Raw genomic sequence first — 18,923 nt, 5'->3', positions numbered from 1 at the left:
GAAGCAAGCCGTCAATCAACAATTAATCCAATTTCTTTACCCAGATATTCATATCTTCAAAACGGCCGGCAATATGGCTGTTTTGAATAAGGCGCCCCTTATACTCAAACCCATGCCGCGATATCACAATATTCATCCCCACTGATACCGCACGTGTAAGAGAAAACAGGTTGGGCACGCCCCGCGCCCGCATTTGCTTTTCCAAATCAAAAATGATTGCGCTGAGTAACCCTTGGCCCCGATAGGCGGGATCGGTTGCGCAATCAGTGATTTCCGCGCAATTGTAACGGGTAAACACATCAGCTGAAGCAGCACTCACAATCTTGCCATGGTCGGTAACGACGGAGAAATAGACATCGTTGCGCATGCATTTTCTAATGAAGTCGGGATCATGCACAGGCGTCGGATAGGTTTCAAACACTTTGGCGTATAGCGCCGCCAGCTCCTCCGCATCCGCTTCTGTCGCCCGGCGCAGTCTGAAGGATGGCCCCAATTCCGGGGGTTCCGAGATCGTTTCTGTTTTCTCGGCAAGTTCGACGATCTCATCCTTCTTTTCCGCATCTTTTTCCACCGAGCGCCGGTCATCTATAAACTGCGATAAAATCACAGCCGGCTCCCCGTTGAAAAAGACACTGATCTCGCCTTCCTTCTCAAAACCCATCTCTTCAAACGCCTTAGTATCGTCGGGATCAGCATAAATCAACACTTTTCCGATATCTTTCTCCTCCGCCAACTCCTCCAAATGCTTCGCCAATGCTTCGATATCTTCGGATCTGTAGTGCAACAATTTCATCCGGCTGTTGCGTTCATCCATTTCAAGCACCGTACTCTTGCGCGAATAATCAACCATTGTCAAAAGATCAAACCTCCCCTTGGATACTCATTAATTAACGTACCCTAAACGAACAAAAAATAACATGTTTTTGCTCGCATATGAAAATGGGGACCTATCAGCCTTCATCATCAGATAGCTCAGCATGGTCAAATGCGATTAATTCCTCTCCGCGCCAATACAGTTGAAACAAATGTTGCTTTTCATCTGCCAACAAAATTGGCAGACACTTCACCACATTCACAGACATCCCCTTATTCTCAGGGTGCAAAATCCATGCGATCCGTTTCCAATCCAAGATCCCTTCATCCGTCTTCGTTGGAGTAGGGCATGTCTGATCAGCGGGAAGTTCCGCCCAGTACAAATACATCCCTCCTCGCTTTCCATCTTCCAATATCCAGATCAGCCGTCCGCGGCAGTCCATCTTTTTAAGGTGCAAACCTGCTTCTTCCTTCACTTCGCGCAACGCGCTTTCATGCGGTGTTTCGCCGGGTTCAATTTTCCCACCCAACCCATTCCACCGGCCCATCCATGCCGGTTTTTCACGATTCAATAGTAAAATTTCATCATTTTTCTTAATGAAGCACATCGTATAACGGCATTCCACGTCCAACACGCCACATCCCCCCATAAACAAATGATTTTAACCGTCACAGAAACTTCTACACTTCAAAGCGCTTCCCTCTTACCGCAATTATTTGTTTCATAATTAAAAATATAAAAAGAACCTTTATTTCATATTTATAATTATCTATGTGACTATAAATATGATAATATAAAAATTGAAAACTTTCATGCAAGGAGGGTGGATGATGAGGTTGATCCCCCGAATTAATAGTATATTAAGTAAACGACGTGAGGAAGGCTACAAAATCTATGGGCAAGTTCCCAATCAAACCTCTCTCGCGCGGGCGCTGGGCGCCAGGAAACAACAGGTCTCCTTGTGGGCCAGAGGCGCGGCGATCCCACGGCCCGAAGCCATTTTCCACATGGCTCACCTCCTGAATGTGCGCCCTGAAGAATTGTATGAATTCGTCCCACCCACAGAAGAAGAGCAACTCGCTCTCATCGACGAATTTGAAACCAAAGAGCGCGAAGACACGATTCGCCGCAAAGAGAAGAAGATCAATGAGTTGCGCGAAAAAGGCTTGAGTGAAGACGCCATCCAAGTCAAAATCAAAATGCTGGGTTTGACCAAATACGACGATGCAAAGTAGGTAGATACATAAATTGCACCGCTATATGTATGGTATAATGATGCACAGGTTCACAGTGACAGGAAGGAGGATTCACTTTGGCATTAACTGAATCCAATATGTTTCCGCTGGGGGCGACAGCGCCATCTTTCACTTTGCCTGATGTCGTTTCCAATCAAGAGGTGTCTCTCGAAGCGCTGAAATCCGATGTGGCCACCGTGATCATGTTCATCTGCAACCATTGTCCATATGTCAAGCATGTTCAAAAACAATTGGTGCAATTGGCCAACGATTATTTGCCCAAAGGAGTCGCCTTTATCGCGATCAGCTCGAATGACGCCGTACAATATCCCGAAGACGGCCCAGACAACATGAAAAAGGTGGCAGAGGAGTTTCAATACCCCTTCCCCTATCTTTACGATGAATCACAACAAGTGGCCAAAGCTTATCAAGCCGCTTGCACACCAGACTTCTACATTTTCGACGGGAAACTATCATGTGTATATCGCGGGCAACTGGATGATTCCCGGCCGGGAAATGGTTTGCCGGTTACCGGTTCCTATATCCGCGCTGCGTTGGACAGCATCTTGAACAACGAACCGATCCAGGTGCAACAAAAACCCAGCATTGGTTGCAACATCAAATGGAAATGATCTTCACAACAAAAGAGGTCACCCCACCAAGGTGACCTCTTTCACATTACTTGAACGAATAAAATCAAACACCGCGCAATCCTTTTTCGGTCAGCTTATCCTGCCAGCGAACCAACACTTCCCTTCCATCATACAACCGCACGCCATCCACTTGGCCGATCACAGCCACACACCCTTCTGTATGTTCATCCAAAGCGAGTGGATAGCAAGTGATTTCCCCCACCATTTCCGGTCGATCCTGCCAAGCCAACAACTTGGGTGCTTGATCGGCCGGACTCACTTGCACCTGTTTCAAAGAGACAGTCAAGCCATCGCCGGTCGCTTTGACAATGGCCTCTTTTCGCGTCCAATAGCGGTAAAACCCACGAATCCGCTGGTCTGGAGGCAAGGTAGCCCACGCGGCCTGTTCTGCTTCGGACAAAGACATTCTCGCCATGCCGTCAAGATCCGATTCCCGATTGATCCTTTCAATATCTACACCAAAGGGGTACAGAAGCGAAATACCCAGTACCACCCATTTCCCTGAATGGGAAACACTCAGCTCAATTGGTTGCTCATCTGGACGTACCACCCTCGGCTTGCCGTGTTCCTCCCCGCAACTTGGACAGGCCCGCGTCACTGACACATCTGAGGGGTTGGTGTCCAACAGCTCCGCCAACAACAACCGCAGCAACCCATAGGAAAAAAGTGCGCGAGCCCGATCCTCCTGCTTACGAAACGACCGATATCTATTTACTTCCCGTTCGCTCATGACCTTTTCCAGGAACAAAGGTGCTTCTGTGATTGGCACTTTCCACAGGTGAATAAAACGGGAATCCAGTTTTAAAGAGCTCATTTGCGATATTTTGCCACCTTTGCCAATTTTACTTCATATTGCAATGCATTCTTATTAAAATGCAGCCCTCTGATTTTGCATTTCAACCAATTTCATTTTGAATTATAATATAAAAATATGAACATTTCACCATTCTGCTCTATCACGGGGCAATGATGACATATCTTCTCCATATGGCGATAAGCCGAGGTGACAACATGATGAAAACACGCAACCGTTATCAACGGGTCAAAGGTTACGGCTTGGTTTTGATCGCCGCCAGCTTGTGGGGTATCTCAGGTGCCGTGGCGCAAAATTTGTTCGAGTCGGCCCGCGTCTCTCCTGAGTGGTTGGTAGTGATCCGCCTTCTGATCTCGGGTGTTTTACTTCTTTCTTTACTGGCAATCAATAAGCCAGAGGTTCGCATTTGGTCAATTTGGAAACAACGCCACGATCGCCTGCGGTTGCTTTTGTTTGGCCTTGCTGGCTTATTGGGCGTACAATATACCTATTTTGCGGCTATTCATGCCTCCAACGCCGCTACCGCCACTGTGCTTCAATACTTGGCTCCCACCCTAGTGGTTCTTTTTCTTGCGGTGCGAAGCAAAAAACGGCCCGGTTTCGCGGAATTGGTTGCGGTGATCCTCTCGTTCACAGGCACGCTACTTTTGGTCACGGGCGGCGATCTTGGACAACTTTCCATTTCGCAAGCCGCACTGTTTTGGGGAGTTGGCTCTGCAATCGCGTTAGCCTTTTACACGATCCAACCTGCATCTTTACTCGCCCAGTGGGGAACTCCCCTCATCATTGGCTGGGGTATGGTAATCGGCGGCGTGGGCTTTTCCTTCGTCCACGCACCGTGGGACATCGAGGGGCAGATCACCGTTTCAGCACTTCTCTCTATCGCATTTATTATCATTTTCGGTACATTGATCGCATTCACTTGTTATTTAGAAAGCTTAAAATACATCCGGCCGACTGAAACGAGCATTCTCGCCAGTGCAGAACCGCTGACAGCCGTCGTGCTGGCAGTCATCTGGCTTCATGTCCCGTTTGGCTGGGTTGAATGGCTGGGTACCTGTTGCATCGTGGCAACGGTATTTATCCTCTCATTTGAAAAAAGAAACATCGGGGAACAGCTCTGATGTTTCTTTTTTCGATTCACTCTGCAAAGCAAACCAGTTTATATTTTTGATGTGGCTGCAACCTCATTAACCTTTACTTCACTTCCGTTCTACTCCATCCCATACTCTCGCTCCACTTTGGCCACGCGAACAGTATAGTTCGCATACCACTCCGCCTTGCCTTGCTCTTATGCAATCTGATGTGCTGCATGACCTTTCCATGCACGCATCGCCTCTTCCGATTCCCAATAAGACACCGTAATGCCAAATCCATTAGCAATCCGGACACTTTCAACCCCTAGAAAACCGGGTTGCTGTTTGGCAAGTTCCACCATTTGCTCAACCATTTTCCCATAACCCTGATCTTCTCCTTCCGTACGGACTGAGGTGAAGATTACAGCATAATTTGGGGGAGTTGGTCGATTTGACGAATGAGTCATCCTGCTACTACCTTTCTCCATGGAGTATGATGAACCATGTCAATATTCTTATTCAAGCTTTACACATGCTCTGCCACCCGTACTACGGTTTGAGCATATTCAACTCTTTTCTAAACTGAGGGTCTGTCATCACCCTCAAGTCAAATTCATTCAGATGAGCTTGCAATTGACTGTTTTCCTCTGGAGTCAAGTTGTTGAAAAAGATCGCTAACTCAGTTTTGTTTCCTTGTCTATCAGTGGCGTAAAAAGCCTGTGTCAAAATGTACAACGTGGATCCGCCTTTTAATCCAGCGTGTGAGAGCCATTCTTTGTTTCCCGGGATTTCCATTATCTGCTCCATCACCGGAATCAAATGCTTGTATGTTTTCTTCGGATAATATGAGCGGTTGTTAAGCTTTTTCATCACCGAAACATATTCACTTGTAGTAGATGAAATAAATCGGTCTGAATACATACGGTCCAACTCGATATCATACCAAGAAGCGATATCCGCTTCTTTTATATACCGTTGATCCCGATCATGCATGAGTTGGGTAAAGACCTTCTCAGCCCAACGGCGATGCTCTTGCAATGACATTCTACGCATCTTCTTTTTGATTTTAGGCATGGCGTCTTGGATCGATTGACCTGAATAATCCGTTTTCCATATTTCATACGGAATCAAAAGAGATGAATAGAACGGATAAATGGGTTGATGCTTGTTTAATCCCAACTCTCTTAACGTTTGGTTAATTTGATTAATTGACAGCCGTTCCATCAGATATTCGGTATTGGCATTCGTGCTGAAACTAATCATGCCTTTGGCCACTTCTTCCAACGGAACCTTTCCGTTGATAATTAAATTGTTATCTTTCAAATGTTGCAACCATTGTGCTTGAGCGCCGCCATCTAAACCTGGGATCGCATACTTGTCCAATTCGGTTAAAGGAATCCGCTCATTGGGATTGATTTTGCCTTTTGCAGCTTGTTTAGCGTATGTAACGGCAACAATGATTTTAACGGTGCTGGCCAAAGGCATCAGCTTGGATGAACGGTACTTGACCACATCTTTTCCATTATATGTAACTGCCAACGAAGATTTGTGCGGATTCTTTTTGATGAATTGCAAGATTTGGCGAGCGCCATCCTCTTCCTTGATCGCAGGGCTCGCCGCTTGAGCTATGTTTGCAAACGCCACGGTGACAAGCAAAGAAGCGGTTAAACACAGATGCCAAACCTTTCTCAACATTGTTTCACTCCATTCGCAATATATCGTAATTTTATCTCGCAGAGAAAAGGGGGAAAAGCTCCCCCTCTGGTAACCAGGATGTGTCTGACAAATTAAGTGAGTGGGGAAGAAACGGCGGAAAATCCTTGTTTCGAGGCAACCTCAAATGCCACTGCTGCAACTGCTACCGCCGCAGCTGCTGCTACTGCAACTGCTACTACTGCAATTACTCCCACCATCACTGTAATCACTGCCGGAATGGCCATCATGGTGGTGATCGTTTTTGTCATCTTGATCATCAGTATCAAACAGGAAAAAAGGCGTCGGACTCGATGCAGAAGAGTAATAGGCGCGGCCACCACGTTGCCTTTTTCGCTTTTTCTTTTTCTTCACATTCATCCAGATAATCAATCCGATGATACCAAACCATATCAAAAAAAAGGAGTTAAACATAATTTCTATGAGTTCCATTGCACTATGCCCCTCTCTTAGGGTATCCAACTCTGCAAGCCTGCCACGCTGCCATAGACCTTAACAAACTGAGCATAGTACTATTTTCCTTTTTAACAGCAAGCGCAAACCTGTATGTGTGCTTGCTTGGCAAGTTTGGCGATCTTGACATTCTGTTGTATACTATTAGGCAGGTTGTTTTCTCAGGAATCATGGAAAGGAAGCAGGTGGATCAAACATGACCACACCACAAAACGATTATCGCATTCTCTTATATTATAAATATGTTGAAATCAAGGATCCCATCGCTTTCGCAGATGAACATCGGGCCTTTTGCCAAGAGTTGGGAGTAAAAGGTCGCATCCTTATCGCATCAGAAGGGATCAACGGCACACTGTCCGGCACTGTCGAGCAAACAAAACGGTACATGGAGTATATGCACGCCCATCCACTGTTCAATGATATGCCGTTTAAAGTGGACGAATATCATAAACATGCCTTTAAAAAGCTGTTTGTACGCCCGAAGAAAGAATTGGTAACCTGGCGGCTGAAAAAAGACGTGAAACCTTACCAAAAAACAGGCAAACGCTTGACACCGAAAGAATTCTACAACATGTTGCAGCGTGACGATGTGATTGTCATAGATGGGCGCAATAATTATGAATACGACTTGGGACACTTCCGCGGTGCGATCCGCCCTGACGTGAACACCACCCGTGAATTCCCAGAATGGATTCGTAACAACTTAAAAGATTACAAAGATAAAACCATCATCACTTACTGCACGGGCGGCATTCGCTGTGAAAAATTGACAGCCTTTATGTTGGAAGAAGGCTTTAAAGATGTCTACCAATTGGATGGAGGCATTGTCACCTACGGCAAAGACCCCGAAGTCAAAGGGCAACTGTGGGATGGCAAGTGCTATGTCTTTGACGAACGGATTTCGGTGCCAATCAACCAAGTGGAAGAAACTATTGTCGGGAAATGCTATCACTGCGGCAATCCGACAGACCGTTACATCAACTGCGAATACGACATGTGCCACAAACAACACCTTTGTTGTGATGCATGTGAAGAAATTCATCAAGGATACTGCTCCAAAGAATGTGTGGAACAAGACATGATCAAATACGAAGCGTAATCCAGTATACAAAACGGCCTCTTCTCTATATGGGAAGAGGCCATTTTTATATACACGCTCAGCTTTTTTCAATCAGCGCTCGCATAAATTGGTTGCCGGCTTGATCTAAGTCGCCATCTAGCGGGAAATTCAACACGCTGACCTGAATGCCGCTCACTCCCACAGTCAGCTTGGCCGTCCGCGCCCCGCCCGGATAGACGAGCACCGCTTCTTTGCACCCTTTGGCAGCGGCATAGGCCGTCAATTGAAACAAGTCGGCATTCTTTGGTTCACGATCCCGTTTGTATTTAAGATCAATCAACCAATGGACAGTCCACGGTTCGCGTCGATAAATAAGCGCATCCATCACCCATGCCCGCTTGGAAGAAATGGATGCCGCCTCTTGCGCGACCAATTGAAACTGCTCAGGTAGATTCCGTTTCAACCACTTCGTGACAAACCGTTCGTATAAACGAGGCATGTTAAGCACAAAAGGAGTAACAATACGATCACCACGCATATGCGATGGGCCTGATGTATCCAACAAAAACTGGCATAATGTATGCATCGGCGCGTAATCCCAATTTAGCCGGTGATAATGTCGGTTCACGCAATCCGCTGCCGTATACCGCCTCAAAGAAACGCCTGCCTCCATAGCTTGATAAGCTTTGCGCACAGCAGATAATACCTCAGGCCGTTGACAATAGCCACTCTTTATCACGTGATGCAACGTCCACAGAATGATTTGATTCTCCTCGTTGTCTACAACCATTTCTTCAAACGCACATGCGAACCCCGGCCTAGCTTGATGACGCGGGTAGTCCCCCGCTCGCCAACGCCCCCTGATGTATGGCAAAACTTCTTCTCTGGCCACATATACCTGATAAAACCCCTGTCGCGCCCGATGCAACACTCGGACAGCCAGTGACTCCACCACTCGCTCATAAAAGCCAGACAAAGAAGCTACCTCGGCTCGCCCTTCAAAGAGGCGCAAGCTATTCAGACCATAGGCCACCTCCAGCATTTGAAACAAATTGGTTACCGGAACCTTGGGCTGCACATATATGCCCCTTCCCCCCGCAAGCGGCATATAGCCGACCCATCCTTTCGCTCGGATTCGCCAGCGATTGTTTGTTTTAGGTGATGGAAATTCGACATCCAACCACGGAGAGTACCGTAGGCAGATCTCCTCCCCCACTTCCGGCGGCAACTCCTCATGTCCACATTCACAAACCGTTTCCTCCTCCAGCTCCAGCCATTTCACGTTGCTCATGGAAGGAGGCGTCCTTTCACCCGTTCCCAAGAGTACGATGCGACTGTATCCGGTTGATCAAACAACACGTCCTCCAAGTAGGGTTCAACTTCCCATCTCCATATCTCTTCCAATTCCTCAGCAAGATTCTCCACCATAAAATAAGAAATTCCCAGTGCGAAGGAAGGCTCGCCCACCCGCTCATTGATTTCCTGTAACAATGGAATCAGCCTTTCAACCTCATTGCCCCGGGGATGGTGGAACTGGCGCAGCTGTTCATACTGTGGTGACAATCGAATAAAAGCGAACCGTCGGCGCAAGGCTACATCCAACAGTGCGATGGAACGGTCAGCCGTATTCATCGTGCCGATCAGCCGCACACCTTTCGGAATGGAAAATCGATTTCCACCAGCCAACGGAATTTCGGTTTCCCTATATTCCAAAGTGAGCATAAGCTCCCCTAGCACCCGGGGCAGATGAGCACGATTAATTTCATCAATGACCATCACACATGTACCACCACAACGCCGGGCCCGCTCACAAAATTCCAAAAAGCGCCCCGGAACCAGCTCCACCTTTTGCTTGCCGTCTTCCGCCACCGCCGGGCGAATCCCTTGGATGAAATCTTCATATGCATAGTTGGGATGAAACTGCACCATCTCATAAAAGCCATTCCCCTCGCTCGTAAGCAAACGGGCCAAGCGTTCAGCGACATACGTTTTGCCCGTGCCCGGAGGCCCTCCAAAAATTACTTGGCCTTTGCGATGGATGGCACGAAGCCAATGTTTTACTTCTTCTTCAGCATAGCCAGTGTCCGCACAAAAATCGGCCAAGCTGTAACGTGGGGCGACCTTTGCCTTCATCCCTCTCCGCTCGGACAAGGCCAACCGCAAGAGTTGTTGGTATTGTGCAAGGGTCGCCTGGAAATTAGTCCCTTGCATGCCGACTTTTAACCCCGCCAATACCGGATCTGCTTCCGTCGTCTTCCGTAAAATGGGGGTTGCGGTCAAATCTAAGTCAATCTCTATTTCACATCGGTCCTGCGCTTCCGGTGAGTCATCCACATGAAAATATTCCGCTTCCACCATCTCCTCCCATCCTTTAAACACCTCTGACTGCACCGTCGCCAGGGCGTAACATCCCGCTTCACTCCCTGTCATCCACAAGATCACCTTGTCGCCCTTTTTGATGCGTTGCTTATGAGCTGTCACTTTCCACGTCTTCAAATGATTTCGCCGTACCGCTTGTTTCAAATCATAAAAGCGAGGATTGCATTGAAATACCCAGTGGCGAGGGCGCGCAAATAGCATGCTCACCTCTGGTTGTACGGTGCGAATCCTGTGTAAAACATCAGCGGGGATGAGATACGTGCCGCCAGGCGGAGGATCAGTGCATTCCACACAAGCGGCAATCAATGCATCCAACAACACGGGTGGATGCTCTTCAAACTGTTTTATGTACACTGTCACCGGACGGCCGCTTTTGGGGGCCTCGTCTACCAATAACAACACTTCCTTGATTTGATGCTTTGTGCCGCAGGTGTGGCACACGAGCAGATCACCGGATTGGATCTGTTGGATTATCGGGTCGAATCCAGGTTTCGCAATGGACAAGCGGCTGATTTTTCTTTCAACGGGCTCCTCTGCAAAAGTGGACGACTCCATCAACCACACCTGCCTCAACTCTTCTGACGGAAGCGGATTCATTCGCGACTTGCCCTCCGCTCCCACGTTCCGTCCACGATGCTGTGCACTCATCCTGCCTCAACTCTCCCATCCGTTTCTCAAGTATCTCAAATGAGTTAGCAAGAACATTTTAAATTAAAACAACTCCTTGCTCAAACAAAGAACCATCCGTTTTTGAAACATCTGGTGGGGTATACCATGCCAACAAATGCAAATTTCCTTGTCACAACCAATTAAAGCCAATAAAATCAAACTGAACGATCGGTGGAATATCAACCATTTGATCACCAGGCATGAAACATCTTGTCACAGGAGGCTAGTCATGTCGTTCATTCATCTTCCCCTCGATCTGACCACTATTGATCCTACAGTAATCACTCCAAAGCCGCTTGAACCGCCGTACCATCTCTTCACGCTCGCGCAGGCGGGAGACAACGAAATAACCAGACGCTCCCTCTATCCATTAGTGCGTGAAGGAGTGTTGGATGACCCTGGATGTTGTAGCGAGGAGTTTGAGAGGTACGAAGACTTTGTCACACGCATTTATCCAACCTCTTACTGGCTACACAGGGAAACGACTTTGCTCATCTCACATGGCCAAAAGTGGATCGCGCTAAGCACGCTGGCCATTGATGGGACGCTCGCCCGCACAGGGCTGACGGTCGTGTCCAAAGCATACCGGGGCACTGGAATGGCTACGATCTTAAAACAGCATTTGCTTCACATCTGCTTGGCCAAAGGCGTGCAACGGGTGGAAACCCGAGTCGCCCATATGAACAAGCCCATGCTCGCAATCAACACCAAATTGGGCTTTGTGGCTTGTTAAGGTTGTTTGTCTGCTGGTTTTATGACAAAGGCTCTTACCTAAAAGTTAGAGCCTTTGTAATATATCCTATTTGATTTGTTTGGCCTCATTCTTGACGTTGTCCGGCACGTCTACTTGGTTCGCACCTGCTTTTTTCCATGTCATCTTCATGTCGATTTTATTCTCGGGATAATAAGTTTCCATCCAAATTTCTTTCACTTGATATGTCTTCTTGTCTATTGTCAACTTTTGGCGCATCTCCATCAATTCAATATCGGTTGGAGCCGGATTTTCCTCATTGGGAAATAGACTGTACGCCTCCAGTTTCCGCAAGCGCTCTTGCAAGGCTAGCCGTTCAGTTTCCGGTGCTTTCCACTCCAAGCGGAAGACATTCCCATCATCCGTCAATTCGATATCGCCTGAATATTTTTTGGTATAAGCCAAGTATCGGGGCAGATGCGGAAGATAACCGGGAAGCGGATAGATTTGTACGATGTAAGGCAAGTCCATGGCCGCATAAGAATACCATTTCGCTTCCGATGTCACCATCACTTTCTCATAAACATCATTTCCGCTGACATACCCTTCCAAGGGAATTTGCATGCCTTCATCTAAACCGGAAATATGCATCTTGTTTTGAGCGAAATCAGCCGCTGCTGTCGCATAAAACCCGTTTCCCTCCAAGCGGTATGTATTTTGCGGATTTTCTTGCAAAACCCGCTCCGCTTTTTCCACAATCTCGACAATCTGTTTCGTCGCTTGTCCCGGAGCAATGGTCGTTCCGTCCCCAAACGAAAACGAACTGCAACCAGTCAAGCCCACTACCGCTACCGCCAATGACAACAACGCCCATCGTTTTATGAGCAAGAAAGGCACCCCTTTCACAAGGATTGCTGACATCTTGCATCATAACATGAACAGGGAGAAAAACCCACCCTTTGCCCCTCCCGCTGATGAAAAACATGGTAAAATGGGAATGGTTGATCGCCCTTTCACGCCATATTCGGCTTGCGGACTTGTTGTTTCCGTCATGCTAGCCTGATCGCCAACATATGTACTTGCCAGGGGGTGAACCACCATGATTGTGTCGCGCAAACTACCAGAAAGCATTAATCGAATCGTAGGCCAATTTCCAGAAGAAGTGCAAGATTTCTTCTTGGAGATGATCAGTGCCGACCGCTCTAAACAAACGATAGCCAATTATGCTTATGACTTTGCGCTTTTCTTTGATTTTTTAACGACGCGCGGCAAAACCATCTACCAAGTTGACGCCATGACCCTTAAACGGTTTTTCCGTCATATTGAAAACGGGTATGAGCGCACCGTACATATTAAAATGAAGAAAAAAGATCCCACCACGGGAGAAATGAAAGAAGTCTGGGTTGAACGCACTCATTTCCGCGAAAACTCGCGCAGCGGCAAACAGCGCAAACGCGCATCCCTCCGCTCGCTGTTCCGGTTTCTGGTGAAATCCCATGTTCTCGACCGCGACCCGATGGAAGAATATGAGGATGCGACGCTCAAATCACGCGCCCGCTCCAAAGTGCCAGTATTTCTGACCAAAGAGGAAGCACTCAGGCTCATCCAAGCAGTTCATCTCTACCACCAAAAGAAAAACACCAAAAGCCCCAATTGGATTGAAACGCGGGATCTCGCCATCATCCTGATGTTTTTAAACACAGGTATGCGCGTTTCCGAGTTGATTAACCTCAATCTGAATAGCATTCAAACGGATGGACAAGTGTACCGCATCATTATCATCGGCAAAGGCGGCAAAGAACGCATGTTGAAATTAAACGGCAACGCTATGGACGCCCTCAAAGCCTACTTGGAACGGCGCCCCAAAGATCCGGTTCCGCCAGAACACCAATACGCCTTGTTCCTCAATAAAAATTACCAACGGATCAGCCGCAAAGGCATTTCCGAAATCATCAAGAAATACGTACGCGAAGCCAATCTACCACCCAAAGCCGCCAATATCTCTCCTCACAAATTGCGCCACACGCTAGCTACTCTGCTCCTCTCCAACGGCGAAAATTTGCGTGTGGTGCAGGAGATCTTGGGCCATTCTAGCATCCAGACCACCCAAATCTATACCCACGTCATCAATACCGAAAAAGATGACGCACTGGATCGGTTGGATCGAATGCTGTGATCAGTGGTTTCAGGCGTTTTTATACCGGTTCAAGAACAAACATTCTACCAAATGTTTGTTCTTTTTTCTTTCTTCATGTATACTAAGAATAAGATAAAAAAGGCTCGTGAACGCTTACAATCAGGGGAGATGAAAAACATGAGCAAACTTTCTCCACGCCAGCAGGCCATTCTTAACTACATACAAAAAAACGTACTCGAAAAAGGATATCCGCCTTCAGTGCGCGAAATTGGCGAAGCAGTTGGCCTCGCTTCCAGCTCCACCGTCCACGGTCATCTGGCGCGGTTAGAAAAAAAAGGTTATATTCGGCGCGACCCAACAAAACCACGCGCTATCGAATTGCTTAAACGGGCTGAGTTACCTACTAAAGCCCAAGTGGACACCGTTTTTGTCCCTATCGTCGGCAAAGTAACCGCGGGTGAACCGATCACCGCGATTGAAAATATTGAAGACTATTATCCCTTGCCTCGCCGCCTGGTCGGTGATGAACAGACCGTTTTCCTGTTATCCGTGCGGGGCGAAAGCATGATTAACGCCGGTATCCTTGATGGAGACCACGTAGTCGTACGCCAGCAACCGACGGCCAACAACGGCGATATCGTTGTCGCTATGACCCCAGACGGGGAAGCGACCGTCAAGCGCTTCTTCCGGGAACCCGATCACATTCGCCTGCAACCGGAAAACGACCAGCTTGAACCGATTCGCTTGCCAGAAGTCACCATTTTAGGCAAAGTCATCAGCTTGATCCGCGAAGTAATGTAAACCTTGACTATAAGAAAAGCACTGGTGTTCAATTGATCACCAGTGCTTTTTTGCTTTACGCCTGATCTTTTACAAACTTTTCGATGCGGTCAAGCGCTTGCTCCAACTGCTCCATGGAAGTCGCGTAGGAGATCCGAATATGGTCATTCGAGCCGAAACCGGAGCCTGGAACCACGGCAACCAATGCTTTTTCCAACAACGCAGCAGACCACTCGTCAGGGTTTGCATACTTGCCGGATTGGTTCAATGCCTCGCGGATGTTGATAAAAGCGTAAAACGCCCCCGCCGGCATTTGGCAATGGAATCCAGGGATCTCATTGACGCGACGCACCACATAATCGCGGCGCTCTTTGAATGCCCGCTTCATTTCCGCCACCGGTTCATGTGTACCTTGGAGCGCGGCAATAGCGGCATATTGCGCGATGGATGTCGGGTTGGAGGTGCTGTGATCCGACAGGCCGGACATCGCTTTAATCAGCTCTGCCGGTCCCGCCGCATAGCCAATCCGCCAGCCAGTCATCGAATACGTTTTTGACACCCCGTTGATGATCACGGTACGTTGATACAGCTCATCGCTCAAACTAGCTATGCTCACATGCTTTTCATCGCCGTAAATCAAATGCTCATAAATTTCGTCCGACACCACGAGAATATCATGTTTTACGCACACTTCCCCGATCGCGCGCAATTCCTCTGCGGTGTACAACATGCCGGTTGGATTGGATGGGCTGTTAAGCAACAACGCCTTGGTACGATCAGTAACAGCCGCTTCCAATTGAGCTGGAGTGATTTTAAACTGATTTTCTTCTTTGCCTTCAACAACCACCGGCACCCCTCCGGCCAGCTTCACCTGTTCAAGGTAGCTCACCCAGTATGGGGCAGGAACGATCACTTCATCCCCTTCATCCAACAAAGCTTGGAACAAGTTGTACAAGGCATGCTTCGCACCGACTGTCACGATGATTTGATTCGGCTCATAGGTCAGACCATTATCTCGTTTAAATTTCTCGATAATCGCCTGCTTCAGCTCAACCACACCACTGGAAGGCGTGTATTTCGTCAAACCTTTGTGCATCGCTTCCTCGGCCGCCTGCAGGATATGTACGGGTGTGTTGAAGTCAGGCTCACCCGCACCCAATCCGATCACATCATGGCCAGCTTGTTTCAATGCTTTGGCTTTGGCAGTGATGGCGAGTGTTGGGGATGGGGCCAATTGTTGAACGCGTTTGGATAATTTCAACGTGAGAACCTCCCTCTTCAAAACAAGATCCCATCCACATCATCTTATCATGGTTGAACAGGCTTAGACCAGTTCTTTTGTCTCGCGGGCGATCATCAGTTCTTCGTTGGTCGGTATCACCAACACTTCCACTTTGGAAGACGGAGTGCTGATACGGCGTTCCTCTTTTTTGCGGATCGCGTTTTCTTCTTTGTCAATCTCAATGCCGAAGAAGCTCAGCCCTTCACATACCCGTTCGCGAATCAACGAAGCGTTTTCCCCTACGCCTGCGGTGAACAGCAACACATCCAGTCCATCCATGGCAGCCACATAAGAGCCGATCACTTTTTTGATCTTATAGATGTACATATCAATCGCCAGCTTGGCTTGGCTGTTGCCGTCAAACATCGCTTCCGTCACTTCGCGCATGTCCGAAGAGATGCCTGACACGCCCAACAGGCCACTGTGCTTGTTCATCATCGAACTTACTTCACCGATGGTCAATTCTTCTTTAGCGATCACAAACGGTACGATGGCCGGGTCGATATCCCCTGAGCGAGTGCCCATCATCAAGCCTTCAAGCGGGGTCATGCCCATGCTGGTATCCACTGATTTCCCGCCTTGAACGGCAGTGATGCTCGCGCCGTTGCCGATGTGGCAAGAAATGATCTTAAGATCGGCCAGTGGCTTGCCAAGAAATTCTGCCGCCCGTTGCGATACGTATTTGTGCGAAGTGCCATGGAAACCGTATCGGCGCACTTTGTATTTTTGATACAAAATCCGAGGCAAAGCATACATATAGGCATAATCAGGCATCGTCTGATGGAATGCCGTATCAAACACCGCCACATGGGTTGCATGGGGCAGTTGCGCTTGTGCCGCGTCGATTCCCAATAAGTTGGGGGGATTGTGAAGTGGAGCCAGATCAATCGTCTTGCGGATCGCTTGCCGCACTTGGCTGTCGATTACAACGGAACTGGAAAAGAACTCCCCACCGTGCACAACGCGATGGCCCACGGCTGCCACTTCATCCGCACTTTGAATGACGCCTTCCTCTTTGTCCATCAACAAGTCCAACACTTTTTTCATGCCCACGCGATGGTCGAGGATCTCGCTGATTAGCACCTTTTCTTCCGCACCGGTAACTTCATGTTTGATCATCGCTGATTCAGTACCGATCTTCTCAACCAATCCCGACGCCAATACGGACTCATCAGTCATATCAAACAATTGGTATTTAATCGAGGAACTTCCGCAGTTGATCACCAATATCTTCATGCCTGGCCCTCCTTCATGATCCGTTCGCCGTCTTCGCTGTATTTGAAGAATCCTTCACCTGTTTTCACGCCCAAATGGCCAGCGCGCACCATTTTTTTCAACAGCGGAGCCGGGCGATATTTGGTATCACCAAATTCACGGTATAGGCGTTCCAGCGCCGCCAGCACAGAATCCAATCCGAAGCGATCCACCATCTCCAACGGGCCGTACTGGAATTGGTACGCTTTCATCGCTCGGTCGATGTCGTAAGCGCTAGCCACCCCTTCCATCAATGTGTACACTGCCTCATTGATCAACAGACAGATCAAGCGCGTCGTCACAAAACCGGGTGATTCATACACCTCGATCCCGGTCATTTCCATTTGCGCCAACAAGTCGACCACCGTTTGTACCGTCACTTGGGAAGTTTTCAATCCCCGCACAACTTCCACCAACGGGGTCTTTGGAACAGGATGCACAAAATGCAGACCGATCACTTTATCCGGACGTTGCGTTGCCGCAGCAATCTCGGTCAAACTGAGGGTCGATGTGTTGCTGGCCAAGATCACTTCTGGTCGGCACAACCGGTCGCACAGAGCAAACAATTCCAATTTGGCGTCGAGGTCTTCCACCACCGATTCGATAACGAAATCAACCTGTTTAAGAGCTTCCGTATCTGCCGTCGCATGAATCCGGGACAGCGTCATCTTCTTCTCGGCTGGCGTAATGCCCCATTTTTCCAATTTTTTATCCAAACTCATTTCAATATGATGATAAGCGTCTTTCGCCAATTCATCATTTCTCTCAATCACCGTTGTTTCTATTCCCTTGGATGCCAAGAGCTCGGCGATGCCTTGTCCCATGGTTCCGCCGCCGATCACGGCGATGTGCTGAATATTTGCCACGAGTTCTTGCTCCTTTCGCTTAAATAACCTTGTCTATTGTAGCAGGTTCTCGCCGTCATATCGTTAACAATTTCCGAAAAACTATCTTAAAAGAGCACTTTTTCCTGTTATATGTATATAATTACATCCCTTCTCTCTATCTCTCCCTCTAGGTTGCTCCATCCTTATCCAAAATATATGCCCCTGCGGAAAGGATTCATGGACAATGCAAAAAAGCCTTGATAACGATTTATCAAGACACCTCATCAACAAAGGTATGCGCCGGCCGACTGTGATCGCTCCGCCGGGGGTGTGTTTGATCAGTCCTGAATTTTTCAGGCACACTAAAATGTGATAGGATACTGCAATGGACATGATTATAGCAGAAACGGGGAAAGGAAGCAAAGATGAATCCATACAAACGATCAATCGACGGGATTGGCACCACTTACTGGGCCGGAGTTGTTCTCCTGTCCGTCCTGTATGTCGTGCTGTCCATGTTATCCAATCTCAGTTCACTCCGAATCATCAAGGTGTTCACTTTATCGATGGATGCTGGCTCACTGTTCTATCCATTGACTTTTGTACTGCGGGACATGCTCCATCAAAAAACAAATCTCACACTGACAAACCGCGTGGTCGTGTACGCCGGATTAAGCAACTTTCTGATGTTCGGCATCATCTATGTCGTGTCGGTGTTGCCCGCTGACCCTGCTGTGGGCCCGCAAACGGCATTTGGCCAAGTATTGCTCCCCTCCATCCGGATTATCTTAGGATCGGTCATCGCCGGGGTCACTGCCGAATTGTTGGATGGCTTGATCTATCAAGCGGTGCAACGGCGGTTTGGAGAAAAACGGCGGTACTTGCGCGTCGTGCTGTCCAATGCCGTCTCTATTCCATTTGACACAGCCATCATGAGCACCATCGCATTTTATGGACTCATCGACAACGCCACACTCATCAGCGTCACATGGTCCAATATTTTGCTCAAATATGTCTTTTCATTCATCCTGTTGCCTCTCTTTTACCTGCGCATCGCGAAACGCCAGCTGGAAGAATCGCACTAAA

Annotated in this window: 18 protein-coding genes and 2 pseudogenes; 8 read left to right on the top strand and 12 right to left on the bottom strand. The window is 48.1% G+C overall.

Annotation, left to right across the window (positions count from 1 at the left end; genetic code table 11):
• Nucleotides 1-22: 22 nt before the first annotated feature.
• Both ablB and EDC32_RS05740 read right to left on the bottom strand, forming a co-directional pair.
• Nucleotides 23-850, bottom strand: a complete 828-nt coding sequence (ablB, locus tag EDC32_RS05745) for a putative beta-lysine N-acetyltransferase (RefSeq protein WP_246026883.1) — start codon at nucleotides 848-850, stop codon at nucleotides 23-25.
• Between the two features lie 100 nt (nucleotides 851-950).
• Nucleotides 951-1,448 (bottom strand): NUDIX hydrolase, encoded by a 498-nt coding sequence (locus EDC32_RS05740; protein ID WP_246026855.1) that lies wholly within the window; start codon nucleotides 1,446-1,448, stop codon nucleotides 951-953.
• Nucleotides 1,449-1,641: 193 nt separating this feature from the next.
• Between EDC32_RS05740 and EDC32_RS05735 the strand changes: the two genes are divergently transcribed.
• Both EDC32_RS05735 and EDC32_RS05730 read left to right on the top strand, forming a co-directional pair.
• Entirely contained in the window at nucleotides 1,642-2,049 is a 408-nt protein-coding gene (locus EDC32_RS05735; protein WP_157053458.1) for a helix-turn-helix domain-containing protein, read from the top strand.
• 77 nt (nucleotides 2,050-2,126) lie between these two features.
• Nucleotides 2,127-2,681, top strand: coding sequence for a thioredoxin family protein (locus EDC32_RS05730; RefSeq protein ID WP_132220381.1), 555 nt, complete (start codon nucleotides 2,127-2,129; stop codon nucleotides 2,679-2,681).
• Between the two features lie 64 nt (nucleotides 2,682-2,745).
• Here the strand turns inward: EDC32_RS05730 and EDC32_RS05725 are convergent, their stop codons facing one another.
• A complete protein-coding gene (locus EDC32_RS05725; protein WP_132220379.1) occupies nucleotides 2,746-3,516 on the bottom strand; it encodes a 4'-phosphopantetheinyl transferase family protein in 771 nt (256 codons plus the stop codon).
• Between the two features lie 197 nt (nucleotides 3,517-3,713).
• Here EDC32_RS05725 and EDC32_RS05720 point away from each other — a divergent pair, with 197 nt between their 5' ends.
• The gene (locus EDC32_RS05720; RefSeq protein WP_211341890.1) at nucleotides 3,714-4,640 is read left to right on the top strand and encodes a DMT family transporter; all 927 of its coding nucleotides are present in this window, start codon (nucleotides 3,714-3,716) and stop codon (nucleotides 4,638-4,640) included.
• Nucleotides 4,641-4,729: 89 nt separating this feature from the next.
• Here the strand turns inward: EDC32_RS05720 and EDC32_RS05715 are convergent.
• The 3 genes and pseudogenes from EDC32_RS05715 to EDC32_RS05705 form a co-directional block, all read right to left on the bottom strand.
• A pseudogene (locus EDC32_RS05715) lies at nucleotides 4,730-5,059 on the bottom strand (antibiotic biosynthesis monooxygenase family protein).
• Nucleotides 5,060-5,141: 82 nt separating this feature from the next.
• Nucleotides 5,142-6,287, bottom strand: coding sequence for a serine hydrolase (locus EDC32_RS05710; protein WP_132220375.1), 1,146 nt, complete (start codon nucleotides 6,285-6,287; stop codon nucleotides 5,142-5,144).
• A gap of 141 nt (nucleotides 6,288-6,428) precedes the next feature.
• Complete coding sequence (locus tag EDC32_RS05705) at nucleotides 6,429-6,737, bottom strand: hypothetical protein (RefSeq protein WP_132220373.1); 309 nt, start codon at nucleotides 6,735-6,737, stop codon at nucleotides 6,429-6,431.
• A gap of 217 nt (nucleotides 6,738-6,954) precedes the next feature.
• Between EDC32_RS05705 and trhO the strand changes: the two genes are divergently transcribed.
• Nucleotides 6,955-7,857 carry an oxygen-dependent tRNA uridine(34) hydroxylase TrhO gene (gene trhO, locus EDC32_RS05700; protein WP_132220371.1) on the top strand — a complete coding sequence of 301 codons (903 nt, stop codon included), beginning with the start codon at nucleotides 6,955-6,957 and terminating at the stop codon, nucleotides 7,855-7,857.
• Between the two features lie 58 nt (nucleotides 7,858-7,915).
• Here the strand turns inward: trhO and EDC32_RS05695 are convergent, their stop codons facing one another.
• Both EDC32_RS05695 and EDC32_RS05690 read right to left on the bottom strand, forming a co-directional pair.
• Entirely contained in the window at nucleotides 7,916-9,109 is a 1,194-nt protein-coding gene (locus tag EDC32_RS05695) for an McrC family protein (protein ID WP_132220369.1), read from the bottom strand.
• Nucleotides 9,106-10,845, bottom strand: coding sequence for an AAA family ATPase (locus EDC32_RS05690; protein WP_132220367.1), 1,740 nt, complete (start codon nucleotides 10,843-10,845; stop codon nucleotides 9,106-9,108). The genes EDC32_RS05695 and EDC32_RS05690 overlap by 4 nt, the downstream gene beginning before the upstream one ends.
• A 250-nt stretch (nucleotides 10,846-11,095) precedes the next feature.
• Here EDC32_RS05690 and EDC32_RS05685 point away from each other — a divergent pair, with 250 nt between their 5' ends.
• Nucleotides 11,096-11,599 (top strand): GNAT family N-acetyltransferase, encoded by a 504-nt coding sequence (locus EDC32_RS05685; RefSeq protein WP_158283245.1) that lies wholly within the window; start codon nucleotides 11,096-11,098, stop codon nucleotides 11,597-11,599.
• Between the two features lie 66 nt (nucleotides 11,600-11,665).
• Here the strand turns inward: EDC32_RS05685 and EDC32_RS05680 are convergent, their stop codons facing one another.
• Nucleotides 11,666-12,445, bottom strand: coding sequence for a hypothetical protein (locus EDC32_RS05680; protein ID WP_132220363.1), 780 nt, complete (start codon nucleotides 12,443-12,445; stop codon nucleotides 11,666-11,668).
• Between the two features lie 211 nt (nucleotides 12,446-12,656).
• Between EDC32_RS05680 and EDC32_RS05675 the strand changes: the two genes are divergently transcribed.
• Nucleotides 12,657-13,733, top strand: coding sequence for a tyrosine-type recombinase/integrase (locus tag EDC32_RS05675; RefSeq protein WP_022739073.1), 1,077 nt, complete (start codon nucleotides 12,657-12,659; stop codon nucleotides 13,731-13,733).
• A gap of 138 nt (nucleotides 13,734-13,871) precedes the next feature.
• Complete coding sequence (gene lexA, locus EDC32_RS05670) at nucleotides 13,872-14,495, top strand: transcriptional repressor LexA (RefSeq protein ID WP_102992415.1); 624 nt, start codon at nucleotides 13,872-13,874, stop codon at nucleotides 14,493-14,495.
• 55 nt (nucleotides 14,496-14,550) lie between these two features.
• Here lexA and EDC32_RS05665 read toward each other — a convergent pair whose 3' ends face one another.
• The 3 genes and pseudogenes from EDC32_RS05665 to EDC32_RS05655 all read right to left on the bottom strand — a co-directional run.
• Nucleotides 14,551-15,735, bottom strand: a complete 1,185-nt coding sequence (locus tag EDC32_RS05665; protein ID WP_022739070.1) for a pyridoxal phosphate-dependent aminotransferase — start codon at nucleotides 15,733-15,735, stop codon at nucleotides 14,551-14,553.
• Nucleotides 15,736-15,798: 63 nt separating this feature from the next.
• On the bottom strand, nucleotides 15,799-16,992 hold the full coding sequence (locus EDC32_RS05660) for an acetate/propionate family kinase (protein ID WP_132220361.1): 1,194 nt from the start codon (nucleotides 16,990-16,992) through the stop codon (nucleotides 15,799-15,801).
• Nucleotides 16,989-17,882 (bottom strand): annotated as a pseudogene (locus tag EDC32_RS05655) (3-hydroxyacyl-CoA dehydrogenase family protein); the annotation flags it as partial. The pseudogene EDC32_RS05655 and the gene EDC32_RS05660, both read right to left, overlap by 4 nt.
• A 380-nt stretch (nucleotides 17,883-18,262) precedes the next feature.
• Here EDC32_RS05655 and EDC32_RS05650 point away from each other — a divergent pair.
• Entirely contained in the window at nucleotides 18,263-18,922 is a 660-nt protein-coding gene (locus EDC32_RS05650) for a queuosine precursor transporter (protein WP_132220359.1), read from the top strand.
• Nucleotide 18,923 lies beyond the last annotated feature (1 nt).

This window comes from Laceyella sacchari (genome assembly GCF_004343255.1).
In the GTDB taxonomy this organism is placed as follows: Bacteria; Bacillota; Bacilli; order Thermoactinomycetales; family Thermoactinomycetaceae; genus Laceyella; species Laceyella sacchari.
Note: the sequence above shows the minus strand (reverse complement) of the source record. Positions and strands in the feature narration are given on the sequence as shown.